The 17026-nt window shown below is 59.7% G+C and carries 14 protein-coding genes; 9 read left to right on the top strand and 5 right to left on the bottom strand.

What is annotated here, in order from left to right; translation table 11 throughout:
- Window positions 1-3: 3 nt before the first annotated feature.
- The 3 genes from bcsA to bcsR are packed head-to-tail and all read right to left on the bottom strand — an operon-like array spanning window position 4 to window position 3582.
- A complete protein-coding gene (gene bcsA, locus ACL2XN_RS19455; RefSeq protein ID WP_413729295.1) occupies window positions 4-2616 on the bottom strand; it encodes a UDP-forming cellulose synthase catalytic subunit in 2613 nt (870 codons plus the stop codon).
- Entirely contained in the window at window positions 2613-3332 is a 720-nt protein-coding gene (gene bcsQ / locus ACL2XN_RS19450) for a cellulose biosynthesis protein BcsQ (protein ID WP_413729293.1), read from the bottom strand. The genes bcsA and bcsQ overlap by 4 nt, the downstream gene beginning before the upstream one ends.
- Window positions 3333-3375: 43 nt before the next feature.
- A complete protein-coding gene (gene bcsR, locus ACL2XN_RS19445) occupies window positions 3376-3582 on the bottom strand; it encodes a cellulose biosynthesis protein BcsR (protein WP_413731000.1) in 207 nt (68 codons plus the stop codon).
- 109 nt (window positions 3583-3691) lie between these two features.
- Here bcsR and bcsE point away from each other — a divergent pair, with 109 nt between their 5' ends.
- From bcsE to bcsG, 3 genes are read left to right on the top strand one after another with little or no spacing between them, the layout of a single operon-like run.
- Window positions 3692-5413 (top strand): cellulose biosynthesis protein BcsE, encoded by a 1722-nt coding sequence (gene bcsE, locus ACL2XN_RS19440; protein WP_413729292.1) that lies wholly within the window; start codon window positions 3692-3694, stop codon window positions 5411-5413.
- Window positions 5410-5634, top strand: a complete 225-nt coding sequence (bcsF, locus tag ACL2XN_RS19435; protein WP_413721613.1) for a cellulose biosynthesis protein BcsF — start codon at window positions 5410-5412, stop codon at window positions 5632-5634. The genes bcsE and bcsF overlap by 4 nt, the downstream gene beginning before the upstream one ends.
- Window positions 5627-7279, top strand: a complete 1653-nt coding sequence (gene bcsG, locus ACL2XN_RS19430; RefSeq protein WP_413730999.1) for a cellulose biosynthesis protein BcsG — start codon at window positions 5627-5629, stop codon at window positions 7277-7279. The genes bcsF and bcsG overlap by 8 nt, the downstream gene beginning before the upstream one ends.
- A 73-nt stretch (window positions 7280-7352) precedes the next feature.
- On the opposite strand, the gene ACL2XN_RS19425 is transcribed toward bcsG, so the two are convergent.
- Window positions 7353-7592 (bottom strand): hypothetical protein, encoded by a 240-nt coding sequence (locus tag ACL2XN_RS19425; protein WP_410013149.1) that lies wholly within the window; start codon window positions 7590-7592, stop codon window positions 7353-7355.
- A 352-nt stretch (window positions 7593-7944) separates the two neighbouring features.
- Here ACL2XN_RS19425 and kdpF point away from each other — a divergent pair, with 352 nt between their 5' ends.
- The 6 genes from kdpF to ACL2XN_RS19395 are packed head-to-tail and all read left to right on the top strand — an operon-like array spanning window position 7945 to window position 16018.
- Window positions 7945-8028 (top strand): K(+)-transporting ATPase subunit F, encoded by an 84-nt coding sequence (kdpF, locus tag ACL2XN_RS19420; RefSeq protein WP_410016701.1) that lies wholly within the window; start codon window positions 7945-7947, stop codon window positions 8026-8028.
- The gene (gene kdpA, locus ACL2XN_RS19415) at window positions 8028-9713 is read left to right on the top strand and encodes a potassium-transporting ATPase subunit KdpA (RefSeq protein WP_413727560.1); all 1686 of its coding nucleotides are present in this window, start codon (window positions 8028-8030) and stop codon (window positions 9711-9713) included. Before kdpF ends, kdpA begins: the two co-directional genes overlap by 1 nt.
- Window positions 9714-9731: 18 nt before the next feature.
- A complete protein-coding gene (kdpB, locus tag ACL2XN_RS19410; RefSeq protein WP_410013147.1) occupies window positions 9732-11780 on the top strand; it encodes a potassium-transporting ATPase subunit KdpB in 2049 nt (682 codons plus the stop codon).
- Between the two features lie 11 nt (window positions 11781-11791).
- A complete protein-coding gene (kdpC, locus tag ACL2XN_RS19405) occupies window positions 11792-12367 on the top strand; it encodes a potassium-transporting ATPase subunit KdpC (RefSeq protein ID WP_413729291.1) in 576 nt (191 codons plus the stop codon).
- A gap of 8 nt (window positions 12368-12375) precedes the next feature.
- The gene (kdpD, locus tag ACL2XN_RS19400) at window positions 12376-15066 is read left to right on the top strand and encodes a two-component system sensor histidine kinase KdpD (RefSeq protein ID WP_413729290.1); all 2691 of its coding nucleotides are present in this window, start codon (window positions 12376-12378) and stop codon (window positions 15064-15066) included.
- Window positions 15067-15094: 28 nt separating this feature from the next.
- Window positions 15095-16018, top strand: coding sequence for a nucleoside hydrolase (locus tag ACL2XN_RS19395; RefSeq protein ID WP_410013144.1), 924 nt, complete (start codon window positions 15095-15097; stop codon window positions 16016-16018).
- 16 nt (window positions 16019-16034) lie between these two features.
- Here the strand turns inward: ACL2XN_RS19395 and ACL2XN_RS19390 are convergent, their stop codons facing one another.
- A complete protein-coding gene (locus ACL2XN_RS19390; RefSeq protein ID WP_413729289.1) occupies window positions 16035-16868 on the bottom strand; it encodes a YdcF family protein in 834 nt (277 codons plus the stop codon).
- Window positions 16869-17026 lie beyond the last annotated feature (158 nt).

Below are 17026 nucleotides of genomic sequence, written 5' to 3'. Positions count from 1 at the left end.
TCATCATTGAGGGGTTTCATCGCTGCGGACGGGCCGCGTGGGATTGCGTGGCAGGAAAGAAGCGATCCAGCCACCGGCGTTAAAAATAAGGACGATTAGCGGACGCAGCGCCGGCGGCGCGATATCCAGCATGCGCAGATAGCCGCGCGCGCCGAGGGCCAGCACTTCGCCCAGGCTTTCCAGCGGCTTGTCCTCCGGAAAGCTATCGCCGCGCACCACCCAGCTGTCGGCGCGGGCAAAGGTACACTGGATAAAATCCACATGCTGCTGAAGCGTCAGGGGTGCCAGCTGGATGCCGGCCTGGCGGCCGCCCGCGCGGCTAACGCGGCAGGGAAAGGCATACTCCTGCCGTCCGCGGCTGAGCAGCAGGGTGATATCCTGACCGGGCTGCAATACATCGCAGGTGTGCATCTCAAGCCCCGCGCCGCTGTCCGAAAAATTGTGCATGACGCAGCCGTGCACATGGCCGTCACGGGTGGCGATCGCCGCCGGCAGCACGGTATCCACCCGGTGCGCCGCGCGAATCTGTTTAGCCTCGAAGGCCACGGCAATGGCGCCGCCAAGAATAATCAGGTTGTACAACGCCCAGGCAAGGCTTATCACCACGGTCAGCAGTTCGTCGCCGCGGCTATAGGTCAGGCGCCAGGCGCCGGCCGCCAGCCCGGCGACGTTCAGCAGCATCAGCACCAGATAGGGACGGGTGATTGTCCAGTCTATATAGGATTGATCGATCAGGCGGCCCTTGGCGGTGACGTTAAACGTGCCGGCGTAGGGATTGAGCAGCGCCATGGTGGTCGGCCGCGCGATATACCAGGCCAGCACCGTTTCGTAGATCTCGCTCCAGAACGAGTGGCGATACTTGCCCTGCACCCGGGAGGTCGTCAGGCTGGCATGGACCATATGGGGCAAAACATACAGGGCGATGGCGACGGCCGGCGCGTAGATGATATAGGCATGCAGCAGCAGAAACGCCAGCGGCGCGGTCAGGAATATCAGCCGGGGGATGCCCGCCAGGAAATGCAGCATGGCGTTGGCGTAACATAAACGCTGCGCCAGTTTCAGCCCTTTGCCGAACAGCGGGTTATCGATGCGAAAAATCTGCACCATGCCCCGCGCCCAGCGAATGCGCTGGCTGATATGCGCCGACAGGCTTTCGGTTGCCAGGCCGGCGGCCTGCGGAATACGGATGTAGGCTGAACTGTAGCCATGCCGGTGCATCCGCAGCGACGTATGGGCGTCCTCGGTGACGGTTTCCACCGCAATACCGCCGATCTCATCCAGCGCCGAGCGGCGCAATACCGCGCAGGAGCCGCAGAAGAAACTGGCGTCCCACAGGTCGTTGCCGTCCTGTACCAGTCCGTAAAACAGCTTTCCCTCGTGCGGCGTGCGGCGTACACGACCCAGGTTGCGCTCAAAAGGGTCCGGCGAAAAAAAGTGATGGGGCGTTTGCAGCATGCCCAGGCGCGCGTCCTTGAAAAACCAGCCGACGGTCAGTTGCAGGAACGAGCGCGTCGGCACATGATCGCAGTCAAAAATAGCCACCAGTTCGCCTTTGGCCTGTTGGAGCGCGTAGTTGATATTGCCCGCCTTGGCGTGTTCATGACGAGGCCGGGCGATATACTCCACGCCGATTTCCCGGGCAAACTCGGCGAATTCCGCACGGTTACCGTCATCAAGCAGATACAGAGTAATTTTCTCTTTCGGCCAGTCGATGCCGAGAGCCGAATACAGCGTGGGTTTCACCACGCTGAGGGCTTCGTTATAGGTGGGGATCAGCACATCAATGGTCGGCCAGCTGGCGATATCCGCCGGCATAGGCGTCGGCTGGCGATTAAGCGGCCACAAGGTCTGGAAATAGCCCAGCACCAGCACCGTCCAGGAATACGTCTCCGCGCCAAGCAACAGCAACCCCCATACCAGGCTCACCGGATCGCTCCAGTTCAGCGTGGCGGTATAGCGCCACCACAGATACCGGCATGACACGGTTAACGACAAGACAATCAGCATCAGGGCCGGGAAGCGCCCCGCCATATCGCGCACGATCATCGCGATGCCCCACAACAGCATCACAAACACAAACTGCGCCAGATAGCCGAAGGGCTGGGAAATGCAAAAACCGGCCAGCACCGCCGCGACAAGCCCGGCCAGGATCATTAACGCGCGGCTCAACAGGCGGCGCAGACGCGCGCTTGCAACCGGCGCGGCGGCAATCCGCGCGGCAGGCGCCCGGCGCCCGGCCACAGTATGCAGCCGGCGGCGCAAACGCGCCCGCCAGCGCCGGGAAATATCGCCATAAAGCGCCCGCTGGCGCACACCCCCGGCGGGCATAATCAGCAATAGCCACAGCGTTTGCAGCACATAGCGGACCAGATCGAGCGGGCGGGGACGCGCGGCGGAAACATGGGGATACCAGCGCCCGCGCTGGCGACGGATGCGTTGCCAGGCCGGCGTTTCGAACCGCAGCAACAGCCAGCCGGCAATCACGCAAACCATCATCAGCGCCGCGGCCGGCCGGGAAGCGCCCGCCCGGCGGTAGCCACGGTAGCGGTCACGCAGCGCCGAATGCACCGGCGGCGGCAAGAACACCGACAGGACGCCGGGCCGCCGGGAATTCATTGTTCACCGTTGCGCAAATGGATCAGGCACCAATTGGCCAGAGTAGTCAGCTCCTGGCTGATTTTGCTGTGCGGCATAAATGCGCCCACCGGTTGCAGCGCCGCCAGGGATTCCGCCATCGCCTCGTCGCGATGCAATACCACCGGCAGCAAGTTCGGCAGGCTTTGCTGCCAGAGCAGCAGCAGGTCCTGCTGCAGGGCGCTGGCGGGAACAAATTGGTTAACCACATAATGAGCATGCCGGGGCAAGGATTGCTGATGCAGGCGCACATGGCACTGGGCGTCGGCCTGCAGGAGGGTAAACACGCCGTCGGCCAGGGATACCGCCTGGGTCGCCAGGGCGGACTCGCCGGCGGGGACGTCCAGCAGGATCCAATGATAGGCCGACAGGGATTTCAATTGGGCAATGTTCTCCCGCCAGTCGGTCAATGAGTCCAACGCCTGCGTCCCGTCGGCCAGCCGGCCGAAGGGCAGAAAATCGAGCAGTTGGCTATAGCGCATGGCGCCATGCTGCCAGCCGGCGCCGGCCTGCACGGCGCTGGCCCAACCGCGCGGGGCGGAAAAAGGCATGGCGAAATGCAGGCGCAACAGGTTATCCGGTGAAAAATCAATTGCCAATACGTTCTCGCCCAATTGGGCCAGCGCCCAGCTCAGGCCGGCGGCCACCGATGTCGTGCCCGTCGCGCCCCGGATACCCCGCAGGGCTATGACCGGCATGATATGACTCCGCAAGAACGGTAAACCATGGCCACGGCAGGCTTCATGAAGCTTCCGCCTGGGATGCGTCATACGCCACGCCGGCCAATTCGGCCAATAGCGGCCAGCGCGACATCATCAGCGGAAATTTTTCCGCCCGGGTTATATCGACATAATTTAATTCCGGCAGGGAAAAGAGGTGACTTAACACAGCAAAATCATCACTCTCATCATGCGCTGCCGCGCCAGGGTCTATGCTATCCAGTTTTATTTTCCTTTATACGGTGCCATTACCTGGGTTTGGCATTAATCCAGCAAAAATTAAATCAGCGTAAAATAGGGTTCTGATGTAGCTAATTAACTGGTCATTTCATTCCAGAATGGTAATATTTATTATACTCCAGTATTCGATGCCGGCCCAAGCACACTTTAAAGACTTTCAATCCCGTTGCTTTTACACCTACTGCAAGCAGATAAAAATGGCACTGTCTTTTCCTTTTGGCATAAAAAATTGTTGGGATGATACGTCTTTAATGCAACCCCAAGGGCTGTACTGGGTCAATACCGATACCGAGCCGGCCGCCTATGAGCTGTGCGGGCAAGTGGTGGACGCACAGCGGCCAGATGTAATAATTTCAGTTATATATCAGAAAGATAACCCCACATCCCTCCCCTGCACCTCGACATTGCCGCCTGAACATGCCCTGATCGTCCGTTTATTATCAGCCGAGGATAAAACCCATTATTATCATCAGGCGGCAGGGAAAAAAGCGTTAACCGGCTTGCCGGTTGATATCAGTCGCCTGCCGCAGATCAAAAATCAACTGTTGATATTTATGTTGACCGCCGCGGCAGGGAATGATCTGGCGCCAAATGATTTTAACCAGTGGCTGCTTGAAATTGCCAGCCAATGCGCGCGCCAGAATTGCGCTATGCTCATTCTCTGTTATGGCAAGGGAATTCATGCCCTCATTCCGCGTTTATATGTCCAAAACCGCGTATTATATGGATTGGCTATGCTAAATTCAGCCCATTACCCACCGCAATATGTAATGTCCTGGTGGCACAATCAATTCGGCGTGGAAGCAAATACCGCGTACGCTTTACAGCCGCGCAGTCCCGGCTGGGAAATAGCGGCCTCTCCGGCATCCGCGCAACATATTAATAACCACAGTGACGATCAATGGATGTATCTTGCGGAAAACAGTATTTTGGAAGGCGCGCCGCCCTTATCGGATAAGTGGTTTATTTTTGCCGACAATCAGCACCTGGTGGACCGTGGCCTGCGCGCACGCGCCGCCACGCTGATTTTCGCCCTCAGCGCCAACGACCAGATTGAAACGCTGGCCCGGCAAATTCATCTCCTGCGTATCCGGCGCGGCAACGCGCTCAAAATTGTCGTCAGGGAAATGTACCCCGCCCTGCGCTATATCGATCAACGCTTATTACAGGCCTGCGGCGCTAATTTAATCGTGCCGCACGCGGCGAGGCTATCCAGCTTCCTGACGCTGCTGGACGACATCCAGCAAGGCACGTTTAATCGCTATGTACCGGAAAATATTGAATTATTGCTGCAAGGGCGGCTGCCCGACCGCCACAAAGGTTTTTTGCCGCTGCCGGTATTTTGCGAGGTGATGCAATCCATCCTGGGACAGCCTACCCTTGCGGTAGAAACCCGCGGCGTACTGCTTGCCCTGCGCCCGGTCGGCGGCATCAGCCCGCAGCAGGCCATGTCGTTGTGCCATCTGCGCCGCGACGGCGACGTGCTTACCCTCACCGACAGTCATCTGTATTTGTTTTTATCCAACTGCCAGACAAGCGATGTGGATAGCGTGCTTAATTTCTTGTTCAGCCTGCCTGCCGCCGACATGTTCCAAAACCGCACCCTGTGGTATCAGGATAATGCCATCCAGGCGGAGGTTCGCCGCCTGTCGGGGCTGGCCGTGCCGCCTGAGCCGCCGCCAGCCGCCGCCGAGCCGACCCGGGACGCGCCGCCGGGCAAAAGACGCCGGCTACCCGTACCCCTCATCGTGCAACTGGACGGTAAGCCATTACCGCCTTCGTTTTCACCCCCGCGCAATAATAAAGGTTACGGACAATGAACATCGTCGATATCCTGCAAATGTTCTGCTTGGCGGCGGTGATATTTATCCCGCTCGGGTTTATCGCGCATAAATATTTGCCGCTGTGGCGTAATCGCTTTAATGCATGGTTTTTATCCCCCCGCTATCTGCGTCCGATCAGGGCAAGCCATGTCAAAACCCACCTGGCGATGAAAATAAACCACCGGTCAACGGCGGATAAGCCGGCACATGATGAATAACCCGCGCGTTAACACCTCCGTTTTTCAGATCGGGCAGACCTGGCGCGGACTGGGTGGCTGGAATTATTATTTTTTACTGAAATTTATCCTGCTCTGGCTGGGCTATTTGCATGTCGACGCGCTGGCCAACCTGTTTTTCGCCGCCTGTCTGCTGTTTCCCCTGTCCACCGCGCGTCTGCACCGCTGGCGCCAATGGCTGGCGCTGCCGTTTGGCCTGGCCTTGTTTTACCATGATACCTGGCTGCCGGGCTGGCGTTCCATTCTCCATCAGGGCGCGGATGTCAGCGGCTTTAGCATCGACTATTTGCTGGAATTGACCGATCGGTTTATCAACTGGCGATGGATTGGCGTCGCCTTCGTGCTATTGGTAGGGTATCTGTTTGTGGCGCAATGGCTGCGCATTACTACCTTCACGGTGGCGGGCCTGCTGTGGCTCAACCTGAGCCTGCTGTTGCCCCCGGGGCTGACCCAGGCGCCGCCCGCGGCCGCCACGCCCGCTCCCATCGCCCAGCGCGCGCAGGAAACGGCGCCGGCGCAAAACCTGCCCAATACGGTCAGCGGCCCGCCGACTAACGCCAATCTCGATGCCTACCTGCAGCAATTTTATCAGCGCGAGCAGGCCAGGCAAACGCCGTTCCCGCAGACGCTGCCCCCCGATGCCCAGCCGTTTGATTTACTGGTGATCAATATCTGTTCCCTGGCCTGGTCGGATCTGGATGCCGCCCAGCTGTCCGCGTCCCCGCTGTGGTCGCGATTTGACCTGCTGTTCACCGACTTCAACTCCGCCACCGCCTACAGCGGCCCGGCGTCGATCCGTCTGCTGCGCGCCAGCTGTGGTCAAACGTCCCATCACGATTTGTACCAGCCGGCCGCCCGGCAATGCTATTTGTTCGACAACCTGGCGAAACTGGGCTTTGGCGAACAGCTGGCGATGGATCATAGCGGCGTCTTCGGTAATTATATCGGCAACCTGCGCCAGGACGCTGATATGCAGGCGCCTATCATGTCGCAGGCGGGCCTGGGTCATGAACTGGCCTCCTTCGACGGCGAGCCCATTTTTGACGATGGGCAACTGATGTCCCGCTGGCTGGCAAACCAGTCCCGGGCGGCCACCGGGCGCAGCGCGACATTTTTTAACCTGATCGCGTTGCACGACGGCAATCGTTTTGTCGGCGCAGCCAAAGGCGCCGATTACCGTACACGCGCGCAAACCCTGCTTTCCCAGCTTAACGCCTTTATGGACCAGTTGGATAAATCCGGCCGCCGGGTGATGCTGATCGTGGTGCCGGAACACGGCGCCGGGCTTGTTGGCGATAAAATGCAGATCTCCGGCCTGCGCGATATTCCCAGCCCCGCCATTACCCATATTCCGGTCGGCGTAAAATTCTTCGGCACGCGCGCGCCGCATCCGGCCCAGGCACTGAACATCACCGCCCCCAGCAGCTATCTGGCCATTTCCGAACTGGTGGCCCGTTCGGTGGACGGCAAGGTTTTCACCACGTCCCTCCTGGACTGGCCGGCGTTAGGCGCCAATCTGCCCACCACCCCCAAGGTGGCGGAAAATGAAAACGCGGTGGTGATGGAATACCAGGGCAAAGTGTATATCCGCCTCAATGGCGGCGGCTGGGTGCCCTACCCGCAATAATGTATAATCCCCGGGCGATGGCCTCCGCCGCCCGGCGCGGGTAGACGGCGCCCCACATCGCCACCATGCCGGCTCAACGCACTGGCCGGCAGCCACCCGGGCTGACCGGCGGTGGGTTCATTTTCGCCAGGATGTCCGGATGGGCGACTAAATAGTTTTCCACGATATGTTCAATCTCCGCCTGTTGTTGCGGCGAAAAATCGCCGCTCGCCGGCCTCTGCGCCGGCGCGGGCACCGGCGACACCGCCCATAGCAGACCGGATGCCAGCAGGCAGGCTAAAAACAACAGTATATTAACGACGATATATTTCATTTTCTTGTCGACCTCTTACCGCTGCCGGACATATTCTCAATACGTTATAGACGCGCTGTCGAATATCGTTAACCAGGCAAATATCTATTGAGCTGGTTATTCGTCTTGCCTTACGCGTTCCTGATAAAGCCAATATAACCAAGCAACTATAAAACCTTTATAAAAATAAAGGGCCGGGCTATAAATTTTTTATATACATTTCTGGAATTAAACCATCTACAAAACCTGCCGCGGCATTTGCGCTATTTTTATAAAATTTTTACACCCGGCAGGAGTAATTTTACATTAACTTTTCAAACAAAAATTTACACTCGCAGTACCTGAGAATTTCCTCTGGAGGTGCACTGTGGGTATGGCTTTGATAACCGGTATCGTGCTGGTGTTTTTACTGTTGGGCTATTTGGTTTATGCCCTGATTAACGCGGAGGAATTCTGATGGCTTCCAGCGCGTTTTTGTTGATTTTCAGCTATATGGCCGTGCTGCTGATCCTGGCGCGCCCTTTGGGGCTAGGGCTGAGCAGATTCATTAACGATCGGCCCGCGCCCGGTTTCGCCGGCATCGAGCGCCGGTTATGGCGGTTGTGCGGCGTGTATAAACAGGACATGAACTGGCGCGGCTACCTGTTGGCCATTTTATTGTTCAATGTGCTCGGCATTATCCTATTGCTGGCGATGTTAATGCTCCAGGATCGCCTGCCGTTAAACCCGCAGCATTTGCCGGCCCTCTCATGGCATCTGGCGCTGAATACCGCCATCAGCTTCGTCACTAATACCAACTGGCAGTCCTACGCCGGCGAAAGCACCATGAGCTATTTTAGCCAGATGGTGGGTTTAACCGTGCAGAACTTCCTGTCGGCGGCCACCGGCATCGCCGTGGCGTTTGCGCTGATCAGGGGGTTTGCCAACCGGTCGGTGGCCACGCTCGGCAACGCCTGGCGCGATATGGCGCGCATCACGCTTTATATCCTGCTGCCGCTGGCGCTGCTGATCGCCCTGATCAGCATCAGCCAGGGCACCCTGCAAAATTTCAGTGATTATCTCAGCCTGACGACGCTTGAGGGCGCCAAGCAAACGTTGCCGATGGGGCCGGTAGCGTCGCAGGAAGCGATAAAAATGCTCGGCACCAACGGCGGCGGCTTCTTTAACGTTAACTCCGCCCATCCGTTTGAAAACCCGAATTACATCACTAATTTTATCCAGATGATTGCCATCTTCCTCATTCCGGCGGCGCTGTGCTTTGCCTTCGGCAATGTCGTGCGCGACCATCGCCAGGGCCATGCCTTGCTCTGGGCCATGTCGCTGATGTTTATCGCCGCGGTGGCGGTAGTGATGTGGGCGGAGCTGAACGGCAACCCGCACTTCCTGCAATTCGGGGCGGACAGCGCCATCAATATGGAAGGCAAGGAAAGCCGTTTCGGCATCCTTAATTCCAGCCTGTTCGCGGTGATCACCACATCGGCCTCCTGCGGGGCGGTTAACGCCATGCACGATTCCTTTACCGCGCTCGGCGGCATGATGCCGATGTGGCTGATGCAAATCGGCGAGGTGATATTCGGCGGCGTCGGCTCGGGCCTGTACGGCATGCTGCTGTTTGTGCTGCTGGCGGTGTTTATCGCCGGGTTGATGATCGGCCGTACTCCGGAATACCTGGGTAAAAAGATCGAAGTGTGGGAAATGAAAATGACCGCCATCGCCATCCTTATTACCCCCGCCCTGTCGCTGCTGGGCACCGCGCTGGCCATGATGACCGAAGCCGGGCGCGCCGGCATGTTCAATCCCGGCGCGCACGGCTTTAGCGAGGTGCTCTACGCCGTGTCCTCCGCCGCGAATAACAACGGCAGCGCCTTCGCCGGGCTGAGCGCCAACACCCCGTTCTGGAACCTGCTGCTGGCGGTCGCCATGCTGCTGGGCCGTTTCGCGGTGATTGTGCCGGTGATGGCGATTGCCGGCTCGCTGGCGATCAAGAAGGTGCAGCCGGTCGGCAGCGGCACGTTGCCCACCCACGGCCCGCTGTTTATTTCCCTGGTCATCGGCTCGGTGCTGTTGGTCGGCGCGCTTAACTTTATCCCCGCGCTGGCGCTTGGCCCGGTGGCGGAACATTTGCAACTGCTTGGTCATTAATCGCGGGAGTTTGAAGCCATGAGTCGTAATCAAAAAGCGCTGTTTGACGGAGCGCTGATGCGCGTCGCTCTTGCGGATGCGTTTAAAAAGCTGGATCCGCGCGTGCAGTTTCGCAATCCGGTGATGTTTGTCGTGTACCTGGGCAGTATCCTGACGCTGCTGCTGGCGGCAGGCATGGCGGCGGGACTGACCGCAGGGAATGTCGGTTTTACCGCCCATGTTTCGCTCTGGCTGTGGTTTACCGTGTTGTTCGCCAATTTTGCCGAGGCGCTGGCGGAAGGGCGCAGCAAGGCCCAGGCGGAAAGCCTGAAAGGCGTGAAAAAAACCAGCTGGGCGAAAAAGCTCGCCGAGCCGCGTTACGGCGCCGCCACCAGCAAAGTGGCCGCCGACGCGTTGCGCAAGGGTGATGTGGTGTTGGCCGAGGCCGGGGATATTATCCCCTGCGACGGCGAAGTGATTGAAGGGGGCGCGTCCGTGGATGAAAGCGCCATTACCGGTGAATCCGCGCCGGTGATCCGCGAGTCCGGCGGCGACTTCGCCTCGGTGACCGGCGGGACGCGCATTCTGTCCGACTGGCTGGTGATAACATGCAGCGCCAATCCCGGCGAAACTTTCCTGGATCGCATGATTGCCATGGTAGAGGGGGCCAAGCGGCGTAAAACCCCCAATGAAATCGCCCTGACCATCCTGCTGGTGGCGCTGACCATTGTGTTCCTGCTGGCGACGGCGACGCTGTATCCGTTCTCGGCCTGGGGCGGCGCGCCGGTGAGCATCACGGTGCTGGTGGCCCTGCTGGTCTGCCTGATCCCCACCACCATCGGCGGCCTGCTGTCGGCCATCGGCGTGGCCGGGATGAGTCGGATGCTGGCGGCCAACGTTATCGCCACCAGTGGGCGCGCGGTGGAGGCGGCCGGCGATATCGATGTCCTGCTGCTGGATAAAACCGGCACCATTACGCTTGGCAACCGTCAGGCCACCCGCTTTATGCCCGCCCCCGGCGTCAGCGAAGAAGCGCTGGCGGACGCGGCCCAGCTGGCGTCGCTTGCCGATGAAACGCCGGAAGGCCGCAGTATCGTGGTGCTCGCCAAGCAGAAATTTAATCTGCGCGAACGCAATTTACAGAGCCTTGACGCCACCTTTATCCCGTTCTCGGCCCAGACGCGCATGAGCGGCGTCAATATCCAGCAGCGCATGATCCGTAAAGGGGCGGTGGATTCCATTCGCCGCCATATCGAAAGCAACGGCGGCCGTTTTCCCGCCGGGGTCAGCAGCCTGGTGGAAGAGGTGGCGCGCAGCGGCGGCACGCCGCTGGTGGTGGCGGAAGATGCGCGCGTTCTGGGTGTTGTGGCCCTGAAGGACATTGTTAAGGGCGGCATAAAAGAACGTTTTGCCGAACTGCGCAAGATGGGCATCAAGACCGTGATGGTGACCGGCGATAATCCGCTGACCGCCGCCGCCATCGCGGCCGAGGCCGGGGTGGATGATTTCCTCTCCGAAGCGACGCCCGAGGCCAAGCTGGCCTTGATTCGCCAATACCAGGCCGAAGGACGGCTGGTGGCCATGACCGGCGACGGCACCAACGATGCGCCGGCGCTGGCGCAGGCGGATGTGGCGGTGGCGATGAATTCCGGTACCCAGGCGGCAAAAGAGGCGGGCAATATGGTCGACCTGGACTCCAACCCCACCAAGCTGCTGGAAGTGGTGCATATCGGCAAGCAAATGCTGATGACGCGCGGGTCGCTGACCACGTTCAGTATCGCCAACGACGTCGCCAAATATTTTGCCATCATCCCGGCCGCCTTTGCGGTGACCTATCCGCAATTAAATATGCTGAACGTAATGCATCTGCACTCGCCCGGCTCCGCCATTTTGTCGGCGGTGATATTTAACGCCCTGGTGATCGTCTTCCTGATCCCGCTGGCGCTGAATGGGGTAAGTTACCGTCCCATGGGCGCCGCCGCCCTGCTGCGCCGCAACCTGTGGATCTACGGCATGGGCGGGCTGCTGATACCCTTTGCCGGCATCAAGCTGATTGATTTGATTTTGACCGTTTTAGGTCTGGGCTAAGAGGAACCATCATGAGCCAATTACGACCCGCCTTGATTTTACTGGTGCTGCTGACACTTATCACCGGCGTTGTTTATCCTTTATTGACCACCCAGTTGGCGCAGTGGTGGTTTCCCGCGCAGGCCAATGGCTCATTGCTGGAGGCCGGCGGCGAAACGCGGGGTTCCGCGCTTATCGGGCAGAATTTTACCCGGCCCGAGTATTTCCAGGGCCGTCCGTCGGCCACCGGCGATACGCCCAATAACCCCCTGGCCTCGTCGGGCAGCAACCTGGCCGCGAGCAATCCGGCGCTGGACGAAGCGGTAAAACAACGCGTGGCGGCGCTGCGCGCGGCCAACCCGCAGGCCGGCGGCCCCATCCCGGTGGATCTGGTGACGGCATCGGGCAGCGGCCTGGATCCGCATATTTCGCCGCAGGCAGCCCTTTGGCAGGTGCCTCGGGTCGCGGCAGCGCGTAGACTGGCCCAGGAACAGGTGCGCCAATTGGTTGAACAACAGACGTCGCGGCCGTTGCTCGGTTTTCTCGGCGAACCGACGGTAAACGTACTGGAACTTAACGTAGCGCTGGATAAACTTCCCCAGTCTTAAGGACCGCCATGAGCGACGATGAACCCCAGCGTCCCGACCCGGACGCGTTATTGCTGCAGGCGGCCAATAAGCAACGCGGCAAACTGAAAATCTATTTCGGCGCCTGCGCCGGCGTGGGAAAAACCTGGTCGATGCTTACGGAAGCCCGTCGCCTGCGGGCGCAGGGGCTCGATGTGCTGGTGGGGGTGGTGGAAACGCACGGCCGCGCTGAAACCGAGGCCTTGCTGGACGGGCTGACCGTGCTGCCCCGGCGCCCCACCGGCCGGCACCGGCATCAGGAGTTTGATCTGGACGCCGCGCTGGCCCGGCGTCCGGCGGTGATCCTGATGGACGAGCTGGCGCATACCAACGCGCGCGGCTCGCGCCATCCCAAGCGCTGGCAGGATGTCGACGAGCTGCTGGATGCCGGCATCGACGTGCTGACCACCATCAATGTCCAGCATCTGGAAAGCCTGAACGACGTGGTGAGCGGCGTCACTGGCATCCGGGTACGGGAAACCGTGCCGGACCCGTTTTTCGATTCGGCGGATGAAGTGGTGCTGGTGGATCTGCCCCCCGACGATCTGCGCCAGCGATTAAAAGAGGGCAAGGTGTATATCGGCGAACGCGCCGAACGGGCCATAGAAAATTTTTTCCGCAAAGGCAACCTGTTCGCCCTGCGCGAACTGGCCTTGCGCCGCACCGCCGATCGGGTGGACGACCAGATGCGGGTCTGGCGCGACGCCAGCGGCGGCGAGGACAAGGTGTGGCATACGCGCGACGCCATCTTGCTGTGCATCGGCAATAACACCGGCAGCGAAAAGCTGGTGCGCACGGCGGCCAGGCTGGCGGCCAAGCTCGGCAGCGTCTGGCATGCCGTCTACGTGGAAACCCCCTCGCTGCACCGCCTGGCCGAGTCGCGCCGGCGCGGCATCCTGCGCACCCTGCAGCTGGCCCAGGAATTGGGCGCGGAAACGGCCACCCTATCCGATCCCAGCGAGGTCAACGCGGTGCTGCGCTACGCCCGCGAGCACAACCTGGGAAAAATCATCACCGGCCGCCGCCCGGCCAAACCCTGGCGCAGGGACAGCTTTGCCGACCGGCTGGGCCGCCTTGGGCCCGACCTGGACCTGATCATCGTGGCGCTGGATGAACCGCCGGCCGATCCTCCCGGCAGGCTGGCGGACAGCCGATCTTTTACCGATAAATGGCGGGTGCAGCTGCGCGGCTGCCTGGCGGCGGCGGCGCTCTGCGCCCTGATTACCGTCGGCGGCCACTGGCTGCTGCCCGGCGTGGATCCCACCAATATGGTGATGATCTATCTGCTCGGCGTGGTGATCGTGGCCCTGCGCTACGGCCGCTGGCCGTCGGTAGTGGCGACCGTGCTGAACATCGTTATTTTCGACATGGTGTTTATCGCGCCTACCGGCACCATGGCGGTATCGGATGTGCAATACCTGTTCACCTTCGGCGTGATGCTGACCGTCGGCATCATTATCGGCAACCTGACGTCGGGGGTACGTTACCAGGCGCGCGTGGCGCGTTATCGGGAACAGCGCGTGCGCCATCTTTATGAAATTTCCAAGGCGCTGAGCGGCGCGCGCGGCATGGACGAGATTGCCCAAACCTGCCAGCGCGTCATCGACAGTACGCTACAGGCGCGCAGCGAGCTGCTGCTGGCGCAGGAAAATGGCGAGCTGAAGGCCATTGGCGCCGCCGGCAACCTGACGACCCTGCCAGACGCCGCCATTTCCCGCTGGAGTTTTGATAAAGGGCAGCCGGCCGGCGCCGGCACCGATACCCTGCCAGGCGTGCCCTATCAGATACTACCGCTGAAAACCACCGGCAAAACACTCGGGCTGCTGGTGATTGAACCCGCCAACCTGCGCCATCTGCTGATCCCCGAACAGCAGCGTATGCTGGAAACTTTTACGGTACTTATCGCCGGCGCGCTGGAACGCATGGCGCTGACCCGCAGCGAAGAACACGCGCGCCTGGCCGCCGAGCGCGAGGAGCTGCGCAATGCCCTGTTGTCGGCCCTATCCCACGATCTGCGCACCCCGCTGACGGTGCTGTTCGGCCAGTCGGAAATTTTGACCCTTGACCTGGCGGCGGAAGGATCGAAATACGCGCCGCAGGCCAGCCAGATCCGGCAACAAACCCTGAGCACCATCCGGCTGGTCAACAATATGCTGGATATGGCGCGCATCCAGTCTGGCGGACTTAACCTGCGCGCCGAATGGGTGGCGCTGGAGGAGGTGATCGGCAGCACGCTGAAAATCATGAAACCGCTGCTGGCCCAGCGTCAGGTCAGGCTGGAGTTGCCCGACCATCTGGTATTGATCAAAGCCGACGGCACGCTCTTGGAGCGGGTGTTCACCAACCTGCTGGAGAATGCGTTAAAGTATGCCGGCGATAACGCGCAACTGGGCATCCGGGCCTATGAACAACGTCATCGGCTGGAAATCGAGGTGTGGGACAACGGGCCGGGCATCCCGGTGGGGCAGGAACAAAAGATTTTTGAAAAATTCGCCCGCGGCAATAAGGAATCGGCCGTGCCCGGCGTTGGACTGGGGCTGGCCATCTGCAAGGCGATTATAGAAATGCATGAAGGGCAGATTCGCGCCGGCAACCGGTCGGAAGGCGGCGCCTGTTTTTACATCTCCCTGCCGGTAGCCCAGGCCCCTTCGCTACCCGAAGATGCGGAAGAGACACAGTAAAACACCTTTTCATAGGACGGAGTCGTTTATGCGTAAAATTATTATCGATACCGATATTGGCGTGGATGACGCTTTTGCGCTTGCCTACGCCGCCCGCCATATGGAAATCCTGGGTGTCTGCGCAGTATTTGGCAATGTTACCCGGGATCAGGCGGTTAAAAATGCCCGGCTATTCTGCGCCAAAATGGCGATCCGCGCCGACATTTATCGCGGCTGTTCGCGTCCGCTGGCTCTTGACCCCACGCCTGTTAGCGGCAAGATACACGGCAAAGACGGATTGGGTGACGCGTTTGACAATCCCTATGACGCCTCGGCGCAAGATGGCATCCGCTTTATTATCGACAGCGTAAAGGCCAATCCCGGCGAAATTACCCTGGTGGCCATCGGGCCGCTGACCAATATCGCCACCGCCATCAACCTGGCGCCGGAGATTGTTCCCCTGGTGAGGGAAGTGGTTATCATGGGCGGCGCCTTCGGCACCCACGGCCATGCCGGCAACGTGACGCCCCACTGCGAATTTAATATCTGGAAAGATCCCCACGCTGCGGATCAGGTTCTCTCCTCCGCCCTGCCGGTGGTGATGCTGCCGCTGGACGTTACCCATGAAGTATTAATTACCGGAGAGGAAATTCGCGCAACCGGGCAGCCGGTATTGACCGCCATTTCCCGCGGCTACCTGGACTACAGCTTGCAAAGCGAGGGGTTCGAGGGCATGGCGCTGCATGATACCCTGACCCTATCCTATTTGATCAATCCCGACTGGTTCAGGGTGTCGACCTCGCCGGTAAGGGTAGTGACCGAAGGCCTGTCGCGCGGCCAGACCTTGCGCCGTACCACCGCGCTCGCCACGCGCTTTGATCCTTTTGCCGGCTGCGGATTGCAAAAAATCTGCCTGGGCGTGGAGGCCGCGCCGCTAAAAGCGCATTTCCTGCAATCCTTGACCTTAATATAGCGGCTATTGTCGTGGCTTATCCATTGAGCGTTGGAATCTCAATACGATCGCGCCATTCACCCGGGATCCCCTGGTTATGCATCAGATATTCCCAGGCGTCTTCAATCTCGTTCGGAATATCCACATGGCAGATATAATCTTTCCCTTTCGGGCCATAGCCTTGTTTATCATCCCGCAGACGGGGAATTTCGCCCAGTAACAAGGATATAAACCGGTTTACCGGCCAGAGGCCATCGCTATCATGGGTAAAGCCGGTCCCGTTTATGTCACTCACCAGTTGCGGGACACAGGTCGGCCAGTTAATAAAATGCGGACTTTGGGCAGAATCAACCCAGCAGCGGCGAAAGGTGGCGTCGGTCCGGCGCTGCAGCAAGGGATCCTGAATAAGAATAATATCTTGCGGCGTACATCCCCGTTCTTCCAGCAGGGCGCGCGTAAAGCCGGCATTTTCGCCGGAATTGCGCGACGCGGTTTCCATAACGACCTGTTTTCCAGGTAATTCCCAGAATCGGCAGGCAATCTCATGCAATATGGCGGCTTCAGGCCGGGCGGCGGTTTCAATGGCCTGATAACGGGGATGTTGGGCCACCGCCGCGATGAGAAACGAGGTGGAATGGCCGATGCCGCCGGAGATAACCAGGGGAATATGGCGGGCCCGCGCCAGTGCGCACGCGCCGTCAATGGTGGCTAATACTGCATTTCCCGCCAGGATGATGGCATCGGCGCTTAAATGGTCCTGCCGGGCGGAAAAATCGTCAACCGCCAGCCAGGACGCTATCAAGTTGAGCTTGGAGACAATATCGGCTGGAAGCGGCGGCAGCCCGGACGCGTGACACATGTCGGTATGCATATTTTATGTTTCTCCTTTGGATTCCACTATAGCAGGGAAAATATGACAGCCAATAAAATACGGCAGATCATGGCGACCTGCCGCTGTTATTTTGCTGTATTGCCCGCCGCCCTGCGGTTGGAAACGCGTAGGGGGCTCACCGCGCCCTAAGGCACTCG

The sequence above is a fragment of the Sodalis sp. RH22 genome (assembly GCF_047324165.1).
Classification (GTDB): domain Bacteria; phylum Pseudomonadota; class Gammaproteobacteria; order Enterobacterales; family Enterobacteriaceae; genus Acerihabitans.
The sequence above is the reverse complement of the archived record's forward strand: the minus strand, read 5'-3'. Positions and strand labels throughout refer to the sequence as shown.

What these genes read in the sequence shown, in the direction of transcription:
- ACL2XN_RS19425 (WP_410013149.1), bottom strand. Translation starts at nt 7,592, where the DNA reads ATGAAATATATCGTCGTTAATATACTGTTGTTTTTAGCCTGCCTGCTG.
- bcsQ (WP_413729293.1), bottom strand. Translation starts at nt 3,332, where the DNA reads ATGCCGGTCATAGCCCTGCGGGGTATCCGGGGCGCGACGGGCACGACA.
- kdpD (WP_413729290.1), top strand. Translation starts at nt 12,376, where the DNA reads ATGAGCGACGATGAACCCCAGCGTCCCGACCCGGACGCGTTATTGCTG.
- ACL2XN_RS19395 (WP_410013144.1), top strand. Translation starts at nt 15,095, where the DNA reads ATGCGTAAAATTATTATCGATACCGATATTGGCGTGGATGACGCTTTT.
- bcsF (WP_413721613.1), top strand. Translation starts at nt 5,410, where the DNA reads ATGAACATCGTCGATATCCTGCAAATGTTCTGCTTGGCGGCGGTGATA.
- kdpC (WP_413729291.1), top strand. Translation starts at nt 11,792, where the DNA reads ATGAGCCAATTACGACCCGCCTTGATTTTACTGGTGCTGCTGACACTT.
- bcsG (WP_413730999.1), top strand. Translation starts at nt 5,627, where the DNA reads ATGAATAACCCGCGCGTTAACACCTCCGTTTTTCAGATCGGGCAGACC.
- bcsE (WP_413729292.1), top strand. Translation starts at nt 3,692, where the DNA reads ATGGTAATATTTATTATACTCCAGTATTCGATGCCGGCCCAAGCACAC.
- kdpA (WP_413727560.1), top strand. Translation starts at nt 8,028, where the DNA reads ATGGCTTCCAGCGCGTTTTTGTTGATTTTCAGCTATATGGCCGTGCTG.
- kdpB (WP_410013147.1), top strand. Translation starts at nt 9,732, where the DNA reads ATGAGTCGTAATCAAAAAGCGCTGTTTGACGGAGCGCTGATGCGCGTC.
- kdpF (WP_410016701.1), top strand. Translation starts at nt 7,945, where the DNA reads ATGGCTTTGATAACCGGTATCGTGCTGGTGTTTTTACTGTTGGGCTAT.
- ACL2XN_RS19390 (WP_413729289.1), bottom strand. Translation starts at nt 16,868, where the DNA reads ATGCATACCGACATGTGTCACGCGTCCGGGCTGCCGCCGCTTCCAGCC.
- bcsA (WP_413729295.1), bottom strand. Translation starts at nt 2,616, where the DNA reads ATGAATTCCCGGCGGCCCGGCGTCCTGTCGGTGTTCTTGCCGCCGCCG.